The organism is Cyanobium sp. BA5m-21 (genome assembly GCF_024346235.1).
Taxonomy (GTDB): domain Bacteria; phylum Cyanobacteriota; class Cyanobacteriia; order PCC-6307; family Cyanobiaceae; genus Cyanobium_A; species Cyanobium_A usitatum.
Genome location: NZ_JAGQCO010000040.1, coordinates 1 through 20,286 on the forward strand (window position 1 = coordinate 1; position 20,286 = coordinate 20,286).

Below are 20,286 nucleotides of genomic sequence, written 5' to 3' on the forward strand. Positions count from 1 at the left end.
TGTTCGCCCTGCTGGTGAACCAGCTGGTGGCCCGCAGTGGCCTGCCGGCAGACGCCCTGCTGAACATCGTGTATTCCACCTCCCTGGCCTTTGCGGTGGTGGCCCTGAGCCTGGTGGAGACCTACCGCGGCGGCATCCAGCAGCTGCTGTTCGGCGACATCCTCGGCATCAGCTGGAGCGATCTGGTGGTGATCGGCCTGCTGCTGCTGATTGCATTGGGCTATCTCGCCTTGAGCCTGCGGGCCCAGGTGCTGCTCACCCTCAACAGCGATCTCGCTGGAGCCTTCGGGGTGAGGGCCAACCGTCACCGCCTGATCTTCATCGTGCTGCTGGCGGTAGTGGTGGCGGTGTCAATCAAAGCGGTGGGAGTGCTACTGATCAGCGCCTTTGTGGTGATCCCTGCCTGCGGGGGGCGGCTCGTGAGCCGCCACTTCCCGCTCTATGCCCTCGCCTCAGCCACCTTGGGCGGCAGCTGTGCATTGCTTGGCCTACTGGGCTCGGGCCTCACCAACCTGCCCTCCGGTCCGTGTGTGGTGATCGTGCAATTTGCAGGATTCCTGCTGGCGCTGCTGGTCAGCCAGCAGACACGCAACTCTCCAGCAGTTGCCGTGCCAGTAGGGCCCCAAATTCCTGGTGCAGCCCCAGTCGACCAGGAATCACGCTGAGCTGATCAGCCGCCTCCCAGGCCAGAACCTCCATCTCTTTCTTTGAGCGCGGCGGAGCCTCAGCCGCCAGCACCACCTGCAGCGGGCATTTGAGCAACCGCGCCTGCTGCAGCCACCAGGTGCGATCACCTACCGGATCAAGGCCACCGCTCACGAAGGCCACGCTGGCAAAGCGCGCTCCGGGGCGGCGGGCAAGAAGCTGCTGTTCGCGGATCCGAGCCGGTGTGAGCAGGGCGGGGGCGACCCAGACATGACGCCGCAGCATCAGGCGCAGCAGCATTCGGCTGGTGTTGAGCCGGTAGAGCGCCGGGCCGATCCATGGTGCTGCCACAAGACTCCGCAGCCAGTTGAACTGCTGCTGCGGCAAGCCGGTCATCGTCGGCAGGGGGCCGCGCCAGGTGGGGGCCACCAGCACAAGCTCCTGCCACAGCCCAGACCATTCGGTGGCCAGCCCCAGGGCCACCGAGGCACTGTGGCCGGCGGCAACCACAATTGGCAGCTGAGGGGTTGTGGTGCGGAGGTAGGAGAGCACGGCCCGCAGCGCCGAGCGCAGCAGGGCGGCGTCGTAGGCAATCGCTGGCCGGTCACTGTCGCCGAAACCGGGCCAGTCGAAGCTCACCAGCTGGCGCCGATCGCCCATCACATTCGCAAAGGCTTTCCATTCACCGCGGCTCGACACGGTGCTCAGCGCCGGCAGCAGCAACCAAAGGGGGGCCGCCGCATGCCCCCGGCGCTCCAGCACCAAGCGCAGCTGTCGGCCGGCCAGGTCAACCTGCAGGGTCTCCAAAGTCCCCCCCAGCTGCGGGGTCATGCAAACCCCCGCGCCCGCTCCTGGGACCTGCTGCCGGCGGTAAGAAAGTCAAAGCGATCAGTGCCGGGGTCGTAGATGGTGTAGTGGACGCCAGCCCCGATGCCGATCACCTGGCGCTTGGGAACGCTCTGCTGCTGGTGCCGTTGGCCCTCCAGATCCCGCACCTGCGACTCAATGCCGCCGCCAGTGAGTTCGATGCTGAACTGCTGGCCGCTGCGCGCTGTGAACAGCCGGTTCACCTCCATGCGGGTGAGCCGATCAAGCAACAACAGGGGTGAGCTGTCCGGGCCCAGGCTGTCTTCCACGGTGGCCGAGCTGCCATGCAGCAGGGCGCAGTCGAGCTCGATGAAGCCGAACTGCAGCTCCGCCAGCCAGCCCATGTGGCCAGGATCCACGGCCTGGAGCAGGGCATCCACGGCCGTCTCCCCCTGGCTGAGGCGCAGGGCATCGGCTCGCCGCCCGCCCCGGTATCCCCGTTCGGCCAACAGCTGGTCCTCCCACCAGCCATATAGGCACTGCGGCTGCAGTTCGCCACGACGCGGCTGCTGCAACCGGCTCAGCAGGGCATCGCAATTCCGTGCCGGACCGATCACATCCCCCAACACAAAAAGGGTGTCCACCCGCCGGGTGTGGCGCAGATCTTCCTGGATGGCCTCATAGGCCTCCAGATCTCCGCGCAGACCACTTATTAAGGCCCAGCGTGCCATCAGCGCTCACACACGTGGCTGGCGTCATCGGCCCGCTCGGCGTATTCGAAGCCATGGCGCAGGCGCCACGCGAAGATCGCCGGCAGGCCGGATTCGACGATGGCCCGGCAGGTGCGCTCCACGTCGTAGGCCACCTCCCGGATCTCCACGCTGTCCGCGGCTTCGTCGTGAATCACGTAAGTGGCGTTGGTGTTGCCATGGCGCGGCTCACCCACCGAGCCGGCGTTGATGATGCGGCGCACCGGCAAATTGATTTCTCTTTCTACAGATGGGCCGCCGCTGGCTACACCTTCCTGCACGCGCACCCGGATCGATCCATCCCGCAGCTCCCTCACATAGGGATGATGGGTATGACCACAGAACAGGGTGTCGGCTCCGGCGGTTTCGACCCGCTCCAGCGCCGCGAAGGCATCCATGTTGGGCAGCAGGTATTCGTGCTGACTGTTGGGACTGCCATGGACGAACAGCAGCCGATCGCGCCGCAGCGACATCGGCAGGTTGGCAAGAAAATCCTTGTTCTCCTCGCTCAGCTGATCGGCCGTCCACTGATGGGCCAGATGGCCTCGCCTTTCCGCCAGCTGGGAGGGGTAGCTGCAGTCGCAGGCGTTGAGGCCTTCGATGATGTCCTCATCCCAGCAGCCCTGGCAGGTGGGGATGGCGCGCTGACGGATTAACTCCACCACCTCATTGGGCTGGGGGCCGTAGCCCACCAGATCGCCCAGGCAGGTGATGGTGTCGATGCCCTGTTGGTCGATGTCGGCGAGCACGGCCTCCAGGGCGGCGTGGTTGGCGTGCAGGCAGGAGATCACGGCGTGGGCCATGGCGATCAGGCGGAAGGGGATGAATGGGGCAGGGCTTGGCTCAGCAGGCAGTCGGCGAGGGTCACCTCGATGGCGGCAGGTTCGAGGTCCTTGCCCTGCACAACGAGGCGCGACATTCGCTCCGGGCGGCAGTCAGGGGGGGCGATCGTCTGCAAAGGCAGAAACTGGGAGCCCTCCTGGCTCACAATCCAGTTGCAGAAGAAGGCCCGGCCATCGGGCAGGTTCATTAGGGCCTTGGCGCGGTACACATCGCCATAGGCAGCGTTCACCAGTTCAAACCAGAAGCTGCTCAGGCTGGCCGGATCCCACACACTCCCAGCCAGGTTCCTTTCCCAGGACTGCAAACTGCTGAAATCCAGGGTGTCCTGGCGGGGCAAGGCGGTGTCTCGCCCGAAGTGCAAATGCTCGTCGGGCTTGAGATGCAAGGCCTCCAGTTGGGGAATCACGCGCCGGTCCACCCCACCAAGACCCGATTCCGTCGGCGGCTGGAACTGGGGTAGTTCAATCAGCGCCAGAAGGTGCTCCGGCCTTGGTGCCAGGGCCTGATCGAGATCGGCCAGATCCAGCAGCCTCGGGCACTGGTCCTGCAGGTAGGCCAGATCGATACCGCCGTCAGGCGCCTGGGCTAGCCCTTCGTCGGGGTAGCCGGCCAGCCGCAGATACCCGCATGGGCCTCGATGAGCCTGGACCCGCTTCAGAATCCAGCTGGTTTTACCGCAGCCAGGCGGTCCAGAGATCAGCAGGGTCTGGCTCATGGCAGCGCTACGCAGGCCTCGAGCTGGGCCTTAAGCGTTGCCTGGTCAATGCCCTTGCCGATCACCACCACTTTGGTGTGGCGCTCTGAGCCATCGGGCCAGTCGGAGTCATCGATCGTGAAGCGCTTGCCGCAGAGGTGAAACAGGTGGCGCCGCTCGCTTTCGCGGAACCAGAGCACCCCTTTGGCGCGAAACACCGATTCAGGCAGCTGGATGTCAAGGAAGTGCTGGAAGCGCCTCAGATCGAACGGCGCGTCCACCGCCAGGCTCACCGAACTGAAGCCCTCCAACTCCGGGGTGTGGGGATGGTGGTGATGCTCGTGGTGGTGGTGATCCCCGTGGTTGTGATGTTGTTCATGGGCATCTTCCTGGGCCTGGAGCGATGCCAGGCGATCAGTTTCAAACAACCCCACGCTCAGCAGCAGGCCCAAAGGAACATCACCACGGCTGGCCCGCAGAATTCGTGCGTCGGTTTTGATCGCCCGCAGCTCGGCCTCAACCTCCTTCAGCCGTAGCTCATCAACCAGGTCGGCTTTGTTGAGCAGCAGGATGTCGCCATAAACCACCTGAGCGCGAGCGATCGGGCTTTCGAGGGCTGTGGCGCTGAAGTGTTCGGCATCAATCACGGTGATGATCGAATCGAGCCGCAGCCGATCGCGCAGGTCCCCTGCCATGAACGTCATGGCCACGGGAAGCGGATCTGCTAGGCCGGTGGTTTCCACCACGATCAGATCCAGTGGCTCGGGGCGTTCGAGCACCCGATGCACCGCCTCCTGTAGCTCCCCATTGATCGAGCAGCAGATGCAGCCGTTGCTGAGCTCCACCATCTGATCACTGGTGGCCACCACGAGCTCGTTGTCGATCCCCACCTCACCGAATTCATTGACCAGCACGGCGCTGCGCAGCCCCTGCTGGTTGCTGAGGATGTGGTTAAGCAGGGTGGTCTTACCAGCGCCGAGGAAGCCGGTGAGCAGGGTGACGGGCACCTGAACGACCTGCTGACCCATCTACCCACCCATTACTGAGAACGGTTCTCATTCTGACTGATCGATGGCCCCTTTGGCCAGGGATTTCGGCAGTCCAGCGGTTGCTGGTCCAGAGGGCCTGGCAGTGGCAGATTGTGCACATGTACACAAAAATGCTCGATGTCCACGCCTGAGCGCCATTGCACCTCCAGCCGCGAGGGCAAGGTGATGCTGTCCTGCTGGATCCCTGAGAAGCTGCGCCAGGAGCTGGATCGTGTGTGGGCCGAGAAGAGCCTGCGTCCCCATGGGAGAACGCAGAACGGCATGGAGCAGATGATCCACAACTTCCTGCAAGGCCAGGCGGTGAGAGACCAGTAGTCGAATCACCGACCCCTGACCTGCACACCGATCACCCCCGCGCCGGGTGAGCTAGTCACGCTGAACTTTGGACCCCATGCCAGAAGAACCATTAATGCTCGTTGTCAAATCACCTCGCCTCTGATGCAGGCAGTAGTGATAGTGGAATTGGAAGATGCAAATAGCATGACCCATCTCGACGACAAGTCAACTGTTCAAGTAGATCTCCACCGTGCGAGTCGTCCACGTGGCGATACCGCTGCCAAAAAAGTCTTGGTCCTCCGTCCAAATGGCGCACTCCAGTTGCAGGCCAAGCGCTAGTGCAGGCCAGTCATCAGCATCGCGGATTCTGGCCAGCGCCTCCGCTCGAGCTGACTCGAGTGCCGTGTCCGCCACCAGCTGAACAACACGCATCAAACTGAGCAGGGCTTCTGCGCAGAGCACTTCATCGAGGTTCTTTTCTCTGGCGAGATCAGCGATGTAGCCCGCCGCCTCGGCGACATTGGCTTCCGCGACAAAGAAGTCCACTCGATCGGCGTAATCGGCGATCAGGTTCCTCACCCGCACGCCAAGGCAGCCACGAATCAAAATGTTGGCGTCAAGGACGAGTCGTTTGCGCTCCACCTTCAGTGCTGCTGGCGCCGCTGACGCCAAGCCTTGAAGTCAGCACTCAGCTCCTCCTCTGTTAGGCCAAGGCGCTCCAGCTCGGCCTGCATCAGCCGGCCGGCTTCCAGCAGTCGTTCCCGCTCATCCCGTTCAGCCGGCTGGGGCAGGGGTACGTAGAGGCCAATAGTGCGGCCGTGGCGCGTCACCTCAATCGGCGTCACCGACTCAAGGTGAGAAGCCAACTTGGCCCTCAGCTCACGAATGCCGACACGGACGGTCACTGTCTTGGCCATACAAGTGTGTACACCTTAGGACTGGTCCAACCGATTCGGCTTAAGCGTGCCAAACACCCGTTCACCAATCAACGGCTGCACCAGGCTGCCGATGCCGCCTGAGCCGTAGCTGGCACCAAACTCCAGCACGGTGAACAAGGTGTACTGGGCATAGGGATCGACACCTGCATCACCTGCGGCATTGAGCAGGGTTAGATCACCAAGCCAAATTGCGCCCTCGCAGGGAGCCACAACAGTTTTGCTGGCAGTTGAGACACGCCGGCCGTTCTGACTCCACTCCAGCTCCCTACTCAGCCAGATCGCACCAGGGTGCGGTGGCAGCCGGCTGGCGCGGCAGATGTAGCCCTGGTAGGTGAAGTCCCCGGTCTCCACCCCCGGGCCGTTTTCCTTGGCGGAGATGTAGTTGGCCCGCTCCAGAAAGCACTCGAGGACATGGGCCGCCACCACCGGCGAGGTGGTGTCACCAGGGGTGGCGTTTTCGCCCAGCAGCAGGCGGGCATTGGCAAATGGCTGCAAGGGGGTAGGGCCCCACAGCGCTGAGTTGCGCTGGTGCATGCCACTGGTTAACTGGCGGGGGCTGATCATTGCCAGCGCTCAACCCCTCAGCAGGGCCGCGCTACCAGTCACCCCGGCGGCAGCAGCTGTGAACTGAACCCAGCTGGCAAGCCCTGGCAGCAACAGGCTCAGCTGGTCGGCGTAGCGGCGCCGCTGGTTAATCAGGGCAGACGAATTAGAGCGGGGATTGGCATAGACGGTCTCGCTCTCCTGGCGCAGTAGTGCCGTGTCGTAAGCGATCACGTCGGCTTTCTGCAGCGGTGCATCTCCGCCCGCTGCAACCGAACCAGCGATCGGCCCGGAGGAGGACTGTTTCTCGATTGCCTTGCCCGGTGTCAACTACGTAGGCGGGCGCGTTGCCTCGCCGCATTTGTTACCCGTTTAATTGTCACCTTTGCTTTAGCTCCTCTTTCCTGTTGAGCTGGTTGTTTTCCTGCTCTTGGAATGCCTCCATCTGCATGCCCACCACCTGTTCGGCATTGGCAACACGCCAGTCCGTCATCCGTCGCTGCAGGGTTCGCAGGCTGCCGCCATAGAGCCCGGGTTGTTCGCGATCCAGCCTCTGCATTGCCTGCTGGCCTGTGAGTAACGGATCTGCCAGCAGCCACTCGAGAACTAGATGCCAGCAACTCAGCGTCGGGTCTGCCCGAGTGCGATACGTGCGGGTGGGCGTTTGCCAGCCGCCCCGTTTGGCAGGTTCACTCCGCTGCCATAACAGCCGCAGGCTGTTCAAGAAGCTATCCAGCTCCTGGGAAGTGGTTGAGGCGGATTCTCTTTCCTGGTCTGGCTCGCGCCCCCCATTCACCAAGGCCGCTTGGTTGTGGCGGATCGTCCCCAGCAGGGCGACCGGGTCGCATTGTTGCTGCAGCTTCTCGATGCGTTGGCGGCCCTTGCGGCCCATGCCTCCCCATCGCAGCAGCCGATCAGCTGGGGTGAGCGGTTCGTCATGGCGGCGGCGGGGACGGCGGCCCTCCCGCAGGTCAGTCTCCTCAAACGGGATTCGCTTGGCCGATGGTTGATAAATGTTGGTGAACAGGCGCAGAGCGGCATACAGCTGGCAGAGCCGCTCCAACTGCTGAGCTCCTTCCAGCCGGCGGTGCCCCACTACGCGGCGCACCAGCATGCCGTTCTTCTGTTCCACCCAGGCCTGGTCATTGGATTTGTAGGCCCGTGATCGAGTGAGTTCGACTGGCACGCGGGCCTCGGCGCACCAGCGCTCGAACTCCTCGTTCATGAATACGGTGTCGTTGTCCACGTCGATGCCGCGCAGAGGCATCGGTATCAGCTTCCGCAGCTCCTGGAGCGCTGAGCGCACCAGCAGGCCATCGCGGCTGGGAAGCGGGACACATTCGCTCCAACCACTGGCCACATCGGTGAGCACCAGCGTCCACAGGAACGGGCCCTCCATGCGCCCACCGCAGTGGGCCACCAGATCCATCTCGAACCAGCCGGGCTCGACACCCTTCCAGCCATTGAACGTGCGCACCGTGGTGCGCCTGCGCACTCCGGTGACGATGCGCGAGCGGCGGCGCCGATGCTGACCGCCCTGGGCAGAGCGAGCCGGTGCCAGCAGCCGATCAATCGTGGCCGGGCTCACCTGCAGCAGCAATCTCTTGAGAACCGGTTCGATCTCCAGGTGACCATGGCGCTCGAGAGCCTCCACAAGGGTGGGCAACACCGCCGCCAGGCGTTTGCCGCAGAGATGGTCGCTGGCCTCCCACAGGGTCTCCAGTAGTTGCACCACCTCGGGGCCATAACGCCTCCGGCCGAGCGCCGCCGCTGATTCGTGATCAGCGCCAGCACGGGCCGGTGGACCCCCATGGTCCGCAGGCTGCTGGCGCAGCAACCGCAGCACCGATTTGCGGTGATACCCGCTGAGTTCCACCAGTTCATCCACCAGGGCACCCTTCTCCTGGTAACTGAGCAACTGGTAGCGGCTACGGGCTGTCTCCAGCAGCTGCCTGCGCCGCTGACGCTGGAGCCGGCTTTCACCAGAGCTGGATGCCGACGCCAAAGGAACAAATTGACTGAGGCAACACTATATGACTGGTAACAAGAATTGAGATTCAACGCCCCCGCCTATCTAATTGTCGCCATGCACTCACGCCAGATCCGTTGCACTCGCTTGTGATTGATGCTCCAGCCATCAAGCCTCAGCCGCCGGTAGACAAGCCGCCGGCCCCAGCGCACATGGCGCCGCGCCAGCTCACGGATCCGACTGCGCAGCTTCTGCTCCTCGATGTCTGCCAGTGGCACAGGGCGCCGCTGGGTATTGCGGTGTTGACCTGTCAACCGGCAGGCACGCCGCTGGGAAACCCGGAATCGATCCTGCAGAACCACCACGGCCCTGCGACGACGCTCCGGGCTTAGAAGTTTCCCGTCGCACCGCAAGGTGCGCCTCACAGCGCAACAAGCTCCTTGAGCATTGCCTTATCCAGTTCAGCATCTGCGAGTAACCGCTTGAGGCGGGTGTTCTCCTGCTCAAGCTCCTTGAGGCGTTTGGCCTAAGTCGCTTTCATCCCGCCATATAGCTGCTGCCAGCGGTAATAAGTCGGAGCTGAGACCTCCAGAGCCCTGCAGACATCGGCGACGGTTTGGCCTTGGTTAAGCAGTTGTTCCGCGGTGCGCAGCTTGCGGATGATCTGCTCGGGGTTGTGGCGTTTGCGTTTCATGGGGCTTATCCTGGCCAATTCTGGCCGGTAGGAAAGCTCTCATAAGGACTGGCTCAGTTTCCGGGGTCCACATCACCTGGGCCTGTTGGTCATTGAGCTCGATCGCGATTCCCACCGGCGCTCTCCAACTGAAGGACTGATGGCATCCACGTTGGCACCTCCGTTGGCGGATGGCTTGCAGCGGATTGATCGGTTGCGCGGGGAAGGCTTGCTCCGGTCCTCTCCAGTTTGAGGCCATCCTGACGCCGGACCTCCGCTGGGATCGGTCCCGTCGCTGCGCCAGCAGCTGAACGGGGTGGAGTGAGGCCCTATTCATCTATTGCTGCCAGGGCCGTTCAGCGCAGCAGCCCTGGTAGGCGGCGAATCGGCCGCACCTACAGCGAGCTGCCGGAGAGCCGAATCTACTTTCAATCGCCTGTCGATGACCGAGCGCAGCAAGCTCGATCGCGAGATCACCAGCAACGTGGCAGGTCAGCGCCTCAGCGCTGGCGATGTTGCTTCAGGTGACAGCGACGCCAGCAGCGATTTCACCGCGATAACCCTGCTGGTGGCCAGCCGCCACAAGCTGCAGGGCTGATACAAAGTTTAGCAGGAGTCGGTTCCGGCAGGCGCCGCGCCATTGCCAGCAGCGCCGTGATGTCGTGCATCACTGCCTGTAAGCCAGTCCGGATCGAGCGGAACCCAGCCAGGCGCAGCAGATTGAGGGCTGCTGTGCGCAGCGTGGCCATCACACCGGCGCCATTACCCCGGTAGCGGTGGGCGTCCTCACGGAGCTGGGTGTCACGGATCCAGTGCCAGCCCTCAATGCTCCAGCGGTCGCGCACCAGTTGCAGCAGTGCTTCTGGCGTGGTGCGCAGGCTCGTCAGAAACAGGTGGGTGGCTTGAAACGGCCTGCCGTCATGAGTGCCTCTGGCCGTGACTTCCACGATCCAGCTGGTGCCGATCCAGGCCTCGCTGATGTGCTCTGGAGCCTGTTTGGCGCGCAGCGTCCAGGCGATGTCGCGGCCGTGGCCAATCTCGTAAACGTCCGCCACGAAAGGAATATGCCGCTTTCCGTGGAACTGAGATCGGATCTGACGATGCAACGTCTTCTGGTTGCCTTTCACGGTCAGCAGGAAGTCGGCTCCCTGCTCCTTGAGCTGCCGAAAAACGGTTTCTGGGTGTGCAGGGCATCCGCCTGGATCAGCACGCCGCACAGATCCAGCTCGCCGAGCAGCTGCCGCAGCACCGCCCGCTCGTGGTTTTCGCCGGTGGCGTAGCAGGCCTGGCTGATGGCCACACCGAGGGCGGCCGAATACAGCGTGACCTGGGCAATGAACGCCGAGCCACCACAGGTTGTTGGCACAATCGACCCTCGCAAGGCCTTGCCGTCACACACCAGCTGATCGAGATCTGCTGCGCCACCTGGGATTTGGGCGATCGTCCAGTCACGGATCGCAGTGCACAGGGCGGCCACATCCACCTGTTGGAAGAAGTAGCGGAACGAGGAATCCGATGGCGGCCGCCGCAACGCCAGGCCGAGTGCCTCGGTCAGAACGCTGTGGTGGCGGATGGCGAAACGCTCCAGATCCCGCAAGCTCTGGCATCCACTCAGGATTCCGAGCACGGCCAGCAGCAGCAGATACCAGGCCGGAAACCGAACCCCGCGCCGCATCCGCGCATCTGGGATTGACCTCAGATAGCTGATCAGGTCGAGATCGGTTACGGCGGAGGCGCTTTCAGGCACAAGGAGGGGGCGATTCAGCCGACCTCAACCCATGCTGACAGCCCCGGCAAGGACGCCTGTGACGGACTTTGAATCAGCCCTGCCACAAGCTGTTGCTCAAGGGCTCCGATACGGCGGAGAAGTTGCGCGAGTCGCTGCAGCAATTGGGGGCTGTGGGCGTGGATGAGTTGATCGCCCTGGAAGTGATCTGGCAGCCCGAAGGGGTGAGCGAAGTGCTGAACACCGATGCCTTGATTACGGCCTATCCGGATTTGCAACATCTATGACATTGGATTCATGGCACCAACAGGCTGAGTATTGACTTCTCATGGGCATTCCGGGATGCCTGACAGCTTTGATGCACTGCACCGTAAGGGACAAAACTTTTAGGGTTTTAGTCACTGATGCTCACCCTGATCTTGGTGTCATTGAAATCCCAATCGGAGCCCTGGCTAGCGAGGAGATCCTCGAAGCCAAAGGTGTTGGTGCCAAGCAGTTTGACGTGCTGGCGTCCATCACTGGCGGTGGTGGCACCAAAGGTCAGCACCTCACCCCCTTCGGTGATCATCACCGGGGCGTAATAGCCGGCAGCAGTGCTGTCGAGGGTCCAGGAAATACTTTGCCTGGATTGGCCATTTTGGTGCGAAGTGCCTGAACCTTGGTAGGGATTGATGAATTGGCTAAGGACGGCGCTGCGGAAGGCGGCGCCATCATTCTGGGAAATCCCATTAACCTTATAGGAAGTGCCTGTTAAGGGGTCGAGTTTTACGAATCCAAATCGGTTGCGCAGGCTGCAATCGGTTGAAATATCAAGAGTCAACCGGATGCCCGCTGCCGTGATGCTGGTTAGGTCCAGGATCGTGTCGCTGCTGGTCAGCTGTTTGCGGGCCATGGCCAGGCTGGCGGGTGAGCTAGCCGCGAACGAGCTGCTGATGTCAAGCATCAAGTCGGTGTACGTGCCGTTACGGTCTGCATCGAGGCCAAGCCTGAAGCCGTTGGCTGTATTAGTGATATTGAGGGCGGGATTGCTATTGGCCTGGCCGGCACCATCGCTGTAGCGGAAGCTGATCGTCGTTCCGGCATCAATGTAAATAGTCTGGATTCCTGTAGGGCCAGAGCCTAGGGTGGCACCGATTGCCCCATAGAAGTTCCCAGTGCCGCTGTCGAAAATTTCTAAATTGCTTTGGGTTGCGGAGCTAAAAGAATTGACATCCAATGTGATCCACAGACCGGTACCTTCTACCCCATCAACAGTAAATCCCTTGTTGTCGTTGCTAATCCGCAATGTGGGCGCAGATACCGTTGCCATGCCAACAGGATCAACAATGCGGCCATTGACCGTCTCATCAAAATCCCCAAGTTCACCGTCTTTTAAATAAAGTCTTGCCCCATCGACCTTGCCATCATTGTCTCGATCAAGAAGTATTCCGCCCAGGCCAGTGATCGGATCGTAATTAAACAGGAAATAGTCACCATCTTTATTCTTTTTATAGATCGCATTCCAGCTTTCGCCTGCATCTGGATTTGCGGGGAAGTAAAGATCAACTTCCTGAACTGTCGACTCAAACTTTGCTATTGCATTATCCCTGATCTTTTCAATATCCAGGCCGCTGACATCGCCGGACGTGGCAACTTTTGGCGAAACCGTAAAGCTGATCAGCTCTGAAGTTCTTTTAACCGTAGCGGTAGAATTGGGATTGGAATCATTAATGCTAGCCTGAAGGCCCCCGAAGGAGGTGGGGTTGCTGGTTGCGTTGTCAAAAAATAGTGAAGTAGTGGTAGTAACGATGCCGCCATTTAGGCTAGTTTGCTGGGTTGAAGCGGGAGTTTTCAAGACCAAGCTGCTGGTCCCTTGTGTCGACGCGAAGGTCGTCACAGTTTCCTGTTTGCTGTCATCAATGCCATCTTTATTGAAATCTTTACCAAGCTCATAAGAATCATCAGCGCCATCGTTATCGAGACCGATAGTGCTCGGATTGGTATCGATGATTAGGGTTCCATTGCTAGCGAGCGATCCAATATTCCCAGGCTGAGCCAGGCTGAGGATGGCGTCATTGCCAGCGGCGTCCTTGATGGTGGCGCCGTTTAATTCCAGTGCACTGGCAGAGTGTTGATCAAGATCTTCAGTGGTATCACCAACCTGGATTGTGTAGGTGAAGGTGAGGGTATCGTCCGCAATTGCCGTTCTGCCTAAGGCCGTGAAACTGGCTAATTGATCAATACTGCCGGTTTCAAGTTTCAGTTTAGGAGAGCCGGTGATTACAAGCCCTCCTGAGAACTGAACTTGAAGGGTAATGATGTCACCCACGCCATAGGTTCCATTTGGAGTCGACGAGCGAACAGCCACGACAGAGGGTGCAGAGCTATCAATGGTGTAGTTGGCTGTGTTGGCGGTGATGCCGGTATTACCAGCGAGATCGGTATAGGTATTGGCGAGGGTGAGGATATTGGTGGCATCTTCTATTACTGCCAATGGCGAGAAGGTGCCAGTCCAGGTGATGCCTCCATTGGAGGTGGTCATCGATGAGAGGATACCGTTTTGAGCGGTGATATCAGCGGCGCTGCTGAAAGTGGTTACGGCTTCTGAGAAGTTGAGGGTAACAGTGGCGGTATCGCCGATTTGTAGTGCTGAATCAGAGAGTGTGAAGGAGCTAACGGCAGGAGCGAGGGTATCAACGGTGTAGTTGATTGTTGTGGCTGTGACGCCATTATTGCCAGCGAGATCGGTATAGGTATTGGCGAGTGTGAGGATATTGGTTGGATTTTCTATCGATGATGTTGGTGTAAAGGTGCCAGTCCAGGTGATGCCTCCATTGGGGGTGGTCATCGCTGAGAGGCTGCCGTTTTGAGCGGTGATATCAGCGGCGCTGCTGAAGGCGGTTACGGCTTCTGAGAATGTGAGTGTAACGGTTGCGGTATCGCCTATTTGTAGTGCGGAATCAGAGAGTGTGAAGGAGCTAACAGCTGGCGGGGTGAAATCGATGGTTGCGGTGTAGGCGCTGCCGGCGGGGGACTGGTTGGCGGCGGCATCGGCAACTCGGGCCGTATAGCTGAGGTTCTGGTTATTGGTGAGGGTACGGCTATCGACATAGCTCCAGCTGGTGCCGGAGACATTGGCGGTGCCAAGGAACATGCTGCCGTCGTAGATCCGAACGGTTTCACCGGTGGCCAGGGCCGCGGAGAGGGTGCCGCTGATCGACAGGGAGGTGTCGTCGGTGGTGCTGCCTGGGTTGACGGTGCCGCTGATAATGCCGACGTTGTCGTTAATGGCGCTAACGGCCGCGGTGGTTGTCGGAGCCGTTGAGATTAGTCCAGGCATGCCCGGATCGTCGATGATGCCATTGACGATGCCGTCAATATCACCGCCAGCGGGGTCGCCATCGGTATAGGTCAGGACGATCTGATTAATGAGTCCATCACCGTTGAGGTCTATCAGCTCTGCACCATTGTCGTAGGTGTAGGGATTGCCGTCGGCGAGGAATTCAAACCAACCCCCTGTGCCGTTATTGGCTGATGGGTTCCATTTGGTGTAGGTATTCATCGCAAGGCCATTGCCTGGCAGAAGGATCACCTGCCGTACCTGATCTCCCGGGTATGGATCACTGCCGTCGGCTAGTGCGGGAGCTAGATCGATAAACCTGTCGAGTCGTTCCTGGGTGACGTTGTCGATGCTTTCCAGCCGGAATGCCAGGGGGTCGTAGGGATAGCTCACGACGACACTGCCGCTCTGACTGCTCCCGGCTGTTGTGCTGACGATCACGGATGGAACAGCTGATGAGCCATTCCCAGGTACGGCAAGCTCCTCTGGTTTAAGGACGTTGACATTGACGATCCGCACATCGCTGTCGGCCTGCAGCGACGTAAAGCTGTCGGGCAAAGCCTCTGTCGGATTAGAAGAGGCTGTTTGGAAGTTTCCTTTGCTGACCCACGGCACGGAGGCCACGTTGGGTTGCCGACTATCGAGAATGCCGTCGTTGTTGAGATCTCCCGGGGTTGTGCTGCGGCCATTGGTGGCTGCATCCTCAACACTTTGGCTAATTCCATCTTGGTCAAAGATATCCAGCGCCTGATCCGTGATGTTGATCACTGCCAGGGTTAATGGCTTCTTGGTTTGATTGCCGCGGGCATCGGTGGCTATAAGCGTAAAAGGAATCGAGAGATTGCCGAGGGGCTTGTTAGCAGCATCTCTATCAGCGAGCTGGATGGGCTTGAAGAAAGAGAAGCTACCGCTCGTGGGGTTAATTCCGAGCTGGGTGGGATCGACATCTTGCAGGCTCCAGGTGACGGACTGGTTGGCTTTGAACTGGGCGATCAGGAGTGCACCTTCATCGGCGCTGATGATCTGATTGGTGGGTAGATCAAGGATTACCGGTGGTGTGGTGTCTACTCCGGTGACGTTAAAGGTCTGGTCGAGGATGGCTGTGTTGCCGGCGAGGTCAGTGGCTTTGAGCAGCAGCCTGTTGCCGGCTGCATAGAGTTTTTGCAGCACTTTGCTTCCAAGGCTGAGGCTCCAATTGAGTGGGTTGCTGGCGTCACGGATGGCCCACAATCTGTTGTTGTTGATTTCCACAGAGACCGCCTGGCCAGCCTCGAGGCCTGCCGTCGTGCCAGTCAGCGTGATCGGATTAGCATCGGGATTAGTGGCCGCATCACCCCACTGCTCTTCGGTTGGAGTCGTAACGGCCAGCACCGGCGCTACCGTGTCCACCGTAAAGTCGCTCGTGCTGCTAGCACTATTGCCGGCTTGATTGGTCAGCGCCAGTCCTACCGTATAAGAGCGTTCGGTGGCGCCATAGGCCTCCAGCAAATCGGCGGGAACCGGCAGGCTCCAGGCTCCCCCCGACACAACGGCGCTCACGCTGCGGCTGGCAAGTGATCCAGCTCCAGGCAGCGTCACCTGCACGATCTGGCCGTCCTCTACGTTGCTCACCAAACCCGAGAGGATCTGCTCCAAGCCACTGCTCAGTTCACTGGCATTAATAAAGGAGTCCCCAGCCATGGCCGTGGACCTAAACACTGGCGGACCGGCGTTGATGACAAAAGACTGGCTTGCGGAAACCAAATTTCCGGCACCATCACGGACACTGGCACGCAGGCTGTAGTTGCCGTTAGCCAAGCTGCTGAGGTCCAGGGCCGGAGTAGTCCAGCTATTCGTGGAGAGCGGAACTGAACTTGTGAATGTCGGTGTTGTGGCCTTATCAGCCAGCACATCAATCACCACGCTGGCACTGGTATCACTCAGCACATTGGCGACCGTTCCAGAAATCGTTACTGCTGCCGCCTCAGCAGGATTGAGCAGATTATTACCGCCAACCCCATCGACAGGCGAGCTGATGGTGATCGCAGCCAAGCGGTCAATCGTGATTGAGCCGCCGCCAGTGGCACGATTGCCGGCCTGATCAGTCACGGTTGCCGAAACACTGAAGGCTCCCTCATTGGGCAGCAAGAAGCGTTCAGCATCCAAGGCCAAGCCCCAACTGCTAGTGCCGTTGCTGCTGCTCGGCGCCACCAACTGGCTGACGCCATTGACGCTAACCAGCGTGGTAGCGGCATCAGTGCTGGCACTGCTGCTGAGCAGTACACCGGCAGCCAACTCAGCGGCGTTGAGGGTGGCAGAGGTGTTGATCGCACCAGCGAACTGGCCAGCAAACGATGGATCGAGGAAACGGACAGCTGGCGCCGAACCAAAGGACAACTGCAAATCAACGATGGGAGGCGTCGTATCGACCGTCACCGTTTTTGTGGCAGAGAAGGGGTTACCAACAGCATCGCTACCGATCACGGTAACGGAGTAAGTGGTGCCATTGAGCCAGCTAAACGCCGGCACATTGAAACTGAAGGCTCCTTGGCTCACCGAGCCGGATGGACTGCTGTAAAGCGTTGACGTGCTGCTACCACTGGTCGATGTAATCGCCAAGTTGACAGAAGCACCCTCCTGCACATCCGCAGCCACGCCACTGATCGTGAGGGCTTGGCTGCTCTCGGCGAGGTTGATCCATGAGTCAGTGGAAATCGTCGCCAGAGTCACCAGCGCTGTGGTATCCAGCGTGAGGCCGTAATCAGCAGTACTGAGATTGCCGGCCAAATCACTCACCGACAGGCCCAGGTTGATCGATCCATCGCGAAGGGTCCGCAACTGGCTATCGCTGAATTGCACCTGCCAATTGCCATTACTCACCACGCCGGCGCCATTGAAGCCGCCGAGGCTCACATCCACTTGCTGACCGTCTTCTGCATCAGTGGTGCCCTTGATCGTTAGGCCAGCAGCAACTTCTGCCTTGTTGAGCAGGCCACCACCGGAGAAGAAGGGGTTGTTACCGGAATCGGTAATCGGATTACTTAGGGTAGGTGGATCCCGATCAATCGAAATATCCTTGGTTCCTAGGGTGCTGCTGCCCTGCTTCAGAGTCAGGGTGTAGGACCCCGTGCCATGGGGATCCAGGCTGGCTTTGGGCACCACTGCGCTCCAGCTGCCATCGCCCTGGGCCGTGATCGTGGCCAACAACACAGGGTTATTGGAGGACCCAGTAGGCGAGATCAGGACATCCAACTGTTGCCCCGCCACGGCCTGGGACACCGTGCCTTTGACCTGAATGCCGTTGGGGTTGGTGGCCTCCGCCAGGCTCAGACGGTCATCACCGGCTACACGGCTAAAAGCACCAACCCGATCCACTTCAATACTGCCGCTCGCAACTGCCCCTACAGCAAGCGGATTACCAACAGCATCGGTAATACCGGTGCCACTGCTCTTGAGTTGGAGCACCAGACGGCCCAGGCCACTGATCTCGCTCACCGTGACATCAAAAGTTGCAGTAACACCATCAGTTGCAGTAACACCATTAATGGGATTCACGGCCTGCACATGGCTCAACGAGCCGATGGCAGTACCCGTTGCCGTGAGGCGGAAGTCGGTGGCATCGACGTTGCTCACAGGCTCTGAGAAGGTGACGCGGAAGGTCTGCACCGCGCGGTTACTTTCACTGCCTGCAGCCACCTTGATTGTTGCCAGCCCCGGCAGCACACCATCAACCAACACAGCGGAGCTGGTTGCTGGTGGCAGCGTGCGGTTCACATCCACGCTCACACCGCCATCGGTGTTGGTGAGGCTGCTGCCATCGGGGAGGCTCAGGCTGGTAGGCAATCCGATGCCGCTGGAGCTACGCAAATCACCGTCAGCGACGGTGTAAGCAAAGGTGAGCTGATCACCGGCGGCGTAATGGGTGATTGCGTTGTCTGGCGCGCCCTCCAGAACAGCATTGACGCTGCGGTTGCCATCGAGTTGCAGGCTCAGGCTTGGCAAACCGCCAGCGGAATCGAGGCTGATGGCGCGATCGAGGCTGATCGCGAACTTGAGCTGGGAGCCGATGCCATAGCTGCCATTTGCCGGCATCTGGAAGCCAGTGATCTGGGCAATGTCCGCCACTGGAGTGACATCCACCGTCACCGCAACCGGTGTGGTCGACACCACACCGCCATTGGCGCCGTCATCGCGGGCGACCACGGTGAAGGCACTGATTCCATCACCGTTGGCGTCAGCGGCAGGTGTCCAGAAGGCCTTGGTGTTGTCCGTGATGGCGTCATTGGTGCCTACCGCCCAGGCCGTGGCGGTTTCAGCGCTGCTGCCCAGGCGCAGGCTGCCGCTGGTCACCGCTTTCACCACGTAGGCATTCACCTGACCATCGACATCGCTGGCGTTGGAAACAGACGCCAGGGTCTCAAAACTGATCTCAGCGGCGGTGTCTTCCTCGGTGCGGACAACACCGGTGCCCAGGATCGAGAAGGTGGGTGCATCGTTCACCGGCGTGATGGTGAACGTGCCCGCTGCCACGGCGCTCGTCGCCTGGCCGCTGTCGCTGACCTGCCACTCGATGGTGCGGCTGGTGCTGGTGGCGGTGGGGTTGTCGCTGCTGCTGGCGTAGGTGACCGCCCGCAGCGCCCTGAGCAGATGGATCAGGGTTGGTTGCGGCGCGTTCTGATCGGTGCTCGGGGTGAGCGTGAGGGTGAAGGTATCGGCATTCCAGCTGCCCTGCACACCGGTATCGCCACTGACCTGAGTGCTCAGTGCCAGGACATCGCCAGTGGTGAAACCAGCGCTAATGCGCACCGTGGCCGAGCTGAAATTGGTGCTATCGGCATCACTCAGGGTCAGCTCAGGGTTGAGGAGTAGGGCGGGATCACCCTCGCGGTAGGAGAGTGCCAACGTCGCTGTTGAGCTGATCTCAGGGGCGTCGTTGATGCCATCGACGAGCAGACCAGTGGTGGAGGCAAAGCCCGGCAAGGTGAGGGTGCTGTTGACGGGTAGGCCGTTATCGATGCTGGTGATCTGACCGCCATTGAGATTGAGGGCTGCTGCAACGGCGATGCCGCTGCTGTCGAAATCACCGCCTCGGACGGTGTACTGGAACAGCAAGGTGTTGGTGCCAGTGCCGCTGAGGTAGCTGGCGGCGGCACCGCTGCCGGTATCGAGGGTGATCGGCAGCAATGGGGTGCCATTGGTGGTGTTGACCGTGACCGCACGATCAAACGCAATCGAGAAGAGCAGGTTGTCGTCAGTGCTGTAGGTGCCATTGGCGGGCAAGGAGACCTTGGTGATCAGGGCTGCATCGCTCTGGTCAGGGGTCACATCGACGAGCACGGTGCGCGGCGGTACCGACACAGCACCGCTGTTGTCGCGTGCCACGACGGTGAAAGCACTCAGGGCATTGTTGCCTGTGCCATTGGCATTGGCGACAGGGGTCCAATAGGCCTGGGTGTTGGCATCGATCTGGGCATTGCTCGTGGCGCTGTAGGGCGTTGCTGTTGCCAGAGTGGTGCCGAGCAAGAGAGAACCACTGAGCAGTTCTCTGACCTCGAGAACCGTGACGGTGCCATCGGGATCAGCGACCTGGCCCTGGGCAGAACCGTTGCCAATCAGATCGCCGTAGCGGATGGTGATCGTGCTGTCCTCTAGGCCTGAAACAGCCCCAGCCGAGAAGACTGTCAAGGTGGGGTTGTTATTCACCGCCGTCAGATTGACGGTGGTGGTCGTCACCGTGCTGCTGGCTGGAGCGGGGGTGCCGACATCCGTCACCTGGAGGGTGATGGCGCGGCTGGTGCTGGTGGCGGTTGGGTTGGCGTTGGTTGTGCTGTAGCTCACGGCCCGCAGGGCCTTCTGGTAATCGCCCAGCGATGCATCGCCGGTGAGTCTCAACACACCGGTTGCAGCCTTGTAAGTGGCGGTAATGCCGCTGACGGTGATCGGCAGGCTCAGGACATCGCCGGTGGTGAAACCAGCGGTGATGGCGATGGATGCGGCGCTGATCTGGGTGCTATCTCGATCCGTGAGGGTCAGCTCAGGGTTGAGGAGTAGGGCGGGATCACCCTCGCGGTAGCTG

General features: G+C 60.5%; 17 protein-coding genes and 1 pseudogene. 4 read left to right on the top strand and 14 right to left on the bottom strand.

The window, feature by feature from the left end; genetic code table 11:
• The coding region (locus tag KBY72_RS11145) for a metal ABC transporter permease (protein WP_254960960.1) at positions 1-665 on the top strand (665 nt) is incomplete at its 5' end.
• Here KBY72_RS11145 and KBY72_RS11150 read toward each other — a convergent pair.
• The 5 genes from KBY72_RS11150 to KBY72_RS11170 are packed head-to-tail and all read right to left on the bottom strand — an operon-like array spanning position 574 to position 4,766.
• On the bottom strand, positions 574-1,476 hold the full coding sequence (locus KBY72_RS11150) for an alpha/beta fold hydrolase (RefSeq protein ID WP_254993629.1): 903 nt from the start codon (positions 1,474-1,476) through the stop codon (positions 574-576). The genes KBY72_RS11145 and KBY72_RS11150 overlap by 92 nt on opposite strands.
• Complete coding sequence (locus KBY72_RS11155) at positions 1,473-2,183, bottom strand: phosphoesterase (protein ID WP_254960962.1); 711 nt, start codon at positions 2,181-2,183, stop codon at positions 1,473-1,475. The genes KBY72_RS11150 and KBY72_RS11155 overlap by 4 nt, the downstream gene beginning before the upstream one ends.
• Positions 2,183-3,004 (bottom strand): metallophosphoesterase family protein, encoded by an 822-nt coding sequence (locus KBY72_RS11160; protein WP_254960963.1) that lies wholly within the window; start codon positions 3,002-3,004, stop codon positions 2,183-2,185. The genes KBY72_RS11155 and KBY72_RS11160 overlap by 1 nt, the downstream gene beginning before the upstream one ends.
• Before the next feature lie 5 nt (positions 3,005-3,009).
• A complete protein-coding gene (locus KBY72_RS11165; protein ID WP_254960964.1) occupies positions 3,010-3,759 on the bottom strand; it encodes a GTP-binding protein in 750 nt (249 codons plus the stop codon).
• Positions 3,756-4,766 (bottom strand): CobW family GTP-binding protein, encoded by a 1,011-nt coding sequence (locus KBY72_RS11170; protein ID WP_254993630.1) that lies wholly within the window; start codon positions 4,764-4,766, stop codon positions 3,756-3,758. The genes KBY72_RS11165 and KBY72_RS11170 overlap by 4 nt, the downstream gene beginning before the upstream one ends.
• A gap of 138 nt (positions 4,767-4,904) precedes the next feature.
• Here KBY72_RS11170 and KBY72_RS11175 point away from each other — a divergent pair, with 138 nt between their 5' ends.
• Positions 4,905-5,102 carry a hypothetical protein gene (locus KBY72_RS11175; protein ID WP_254960966.1) on the top strand — a complete coding sequence of 66 codons (198 nt, stop codon included), beginning with the start codon at positions 4,905-4,907 and terminating at the stop codon, positions 5,100-5,102.
• A 186-nt stretch (positions 5,103-5,288) separates the two neighbouring features.
• Here KBY72_RS11175 and KBY72_RS11180 read toward each other — a convergent pair whose 3' ends face one another.
• The 7 genes from KBY72_RS11180 to KBY72_RS11210 all read right to left on the bottom strand — a co-directional run bounded on the left by KBY72_RS11180 (position 5,289) and on the right by KBY72_RS11210 (position 9,207).
• On the bottom strand, positions 5,289-5,705 hold the full coding sequence (locus tag KBY72_RS11180; RefSeq protein WP_254993631.1) for a PIN domain-containing protein: 417 nt from the start codon (positions 5,703-5,705) through the stop codon (positions 5,289-5,291).
• A gap of 2 nt (positions 5,706-5,707) precedes the next feature.
• Positions 5,708-5,980: a prevent-host-death protein gene (locus tag KBY72_RS11185; RefSeq protein WP_254993632.1), complete on the bottom strand. Its 273-nt coding sequence runs from the start codon at positions 5,978-5,980 to the stop codon at positions 5,708-5,710.
• 15 nt (positions 5,981-5,995) lie between these two features.
• Complete coding sequence (locus KBY72_RS11190; RefSeq protein WP_254960969.1) at positions 5,996-6,565, bottom strand: hypothetical protein; 570 nt, start codon at positions 6,563-6,565, stop codon at positions 5,996-5,998.
• A 9-nt stretch (positions 6,566-6,574) separates the two neighbouring features.
• On the bottom strand, positions 6,575-6,874 hold the full coding sequence (locus KBY72_RS11195) for a hypothetical protein (RefSeq protein ID WP_254960970.1): 300 nt from the start codon (positions 6,872-6,874) through the stop codon (positions 6,575-6,577).
• A gap of 49 nt (positions 6,875-6,923) precedes the next feature.
• Entirely contained in the window at positions 6,924-8,549 is a 1,626-nt protein-coding gene (locus tag KBY72_RS11200; protein WP_254960971.1) for an integrase catalytic domain-containing protein, read from the bottom strand.
• Between the two features lie 65 nt (positions 8,550-8,614).
• Complete coding sequence (locus tag KBY72_RS11205; protein ID WP_254960972.1) at positions 8,615-8,878, bottom strand: IS3 family transposase; 264 nt, start codon at positions 8,876-8,878, stop codon at positions 8,615-8,617.
• Positions 8,879-9,039: 161 nt separating this feature from the next.
• Complete coding sequence (locus KBY72_RS11210; protein ID WP_254960973.1) at positions 9,040-9,207, bottom strand: transposase; 168 nt, start codon at positions 9,205-9,207, stop codon at positions 9,040-9,042.
• A gap of 319 nt (positions 9,208-9,526) precedes the next feature.
• On the opposite strand from KBY72_RS11210, the gene KBY72_RS14530 reads away from it, so the two are divergent.
• A complete protein-coding gene (locus KBY72_RS14530; protein WP_396121830.1) occupies positions 9,527-9,784 on the top strand; it encodes a DUF1517 domain-containing protein in 258 nt (85 codons plus the stop codon).
• Here the strand turns inward: KBY72_RS14530 and KBY72_RS14535 are convergent.
• A pseudogene (locus tag KBY72_RS14535) lies at positions 9,735-10,933 on the bottom strand (ISAs1 family transposase). The gene KBY72_RS14530 and the pseudogene KBY72_RS14535 overlap by 50 nt on opposite strands.
• Before the next feature lie 92 nt (positions 10,934-11,025).
• Here KBY72_RS14535 and KBY72_RS11230 point away from each other — a divergent pair.
• Entirely contained in the window at positions 11,026-11,199 is a 174-nt protein-coding gene (locus KBY72_RS11230) for a DUF1517 domain-containing protein (RefSeq protein WP_254960976.1), read from the top strand.
• A gap of 107 nt (positions 11,200-11,306) precedes the next feature.
• Here KBY72_RS11230 and KBY72_RS11235 read toward each other — a convergent pair.
• A partial coding sequence (locus KBY72_RS11235; protein ID WP_254993633.1) for an Ig-like domain-containing protein occupies positions 11,307-20,286 on the bottom strand: 8,980 nt, incomplete at its 5' end.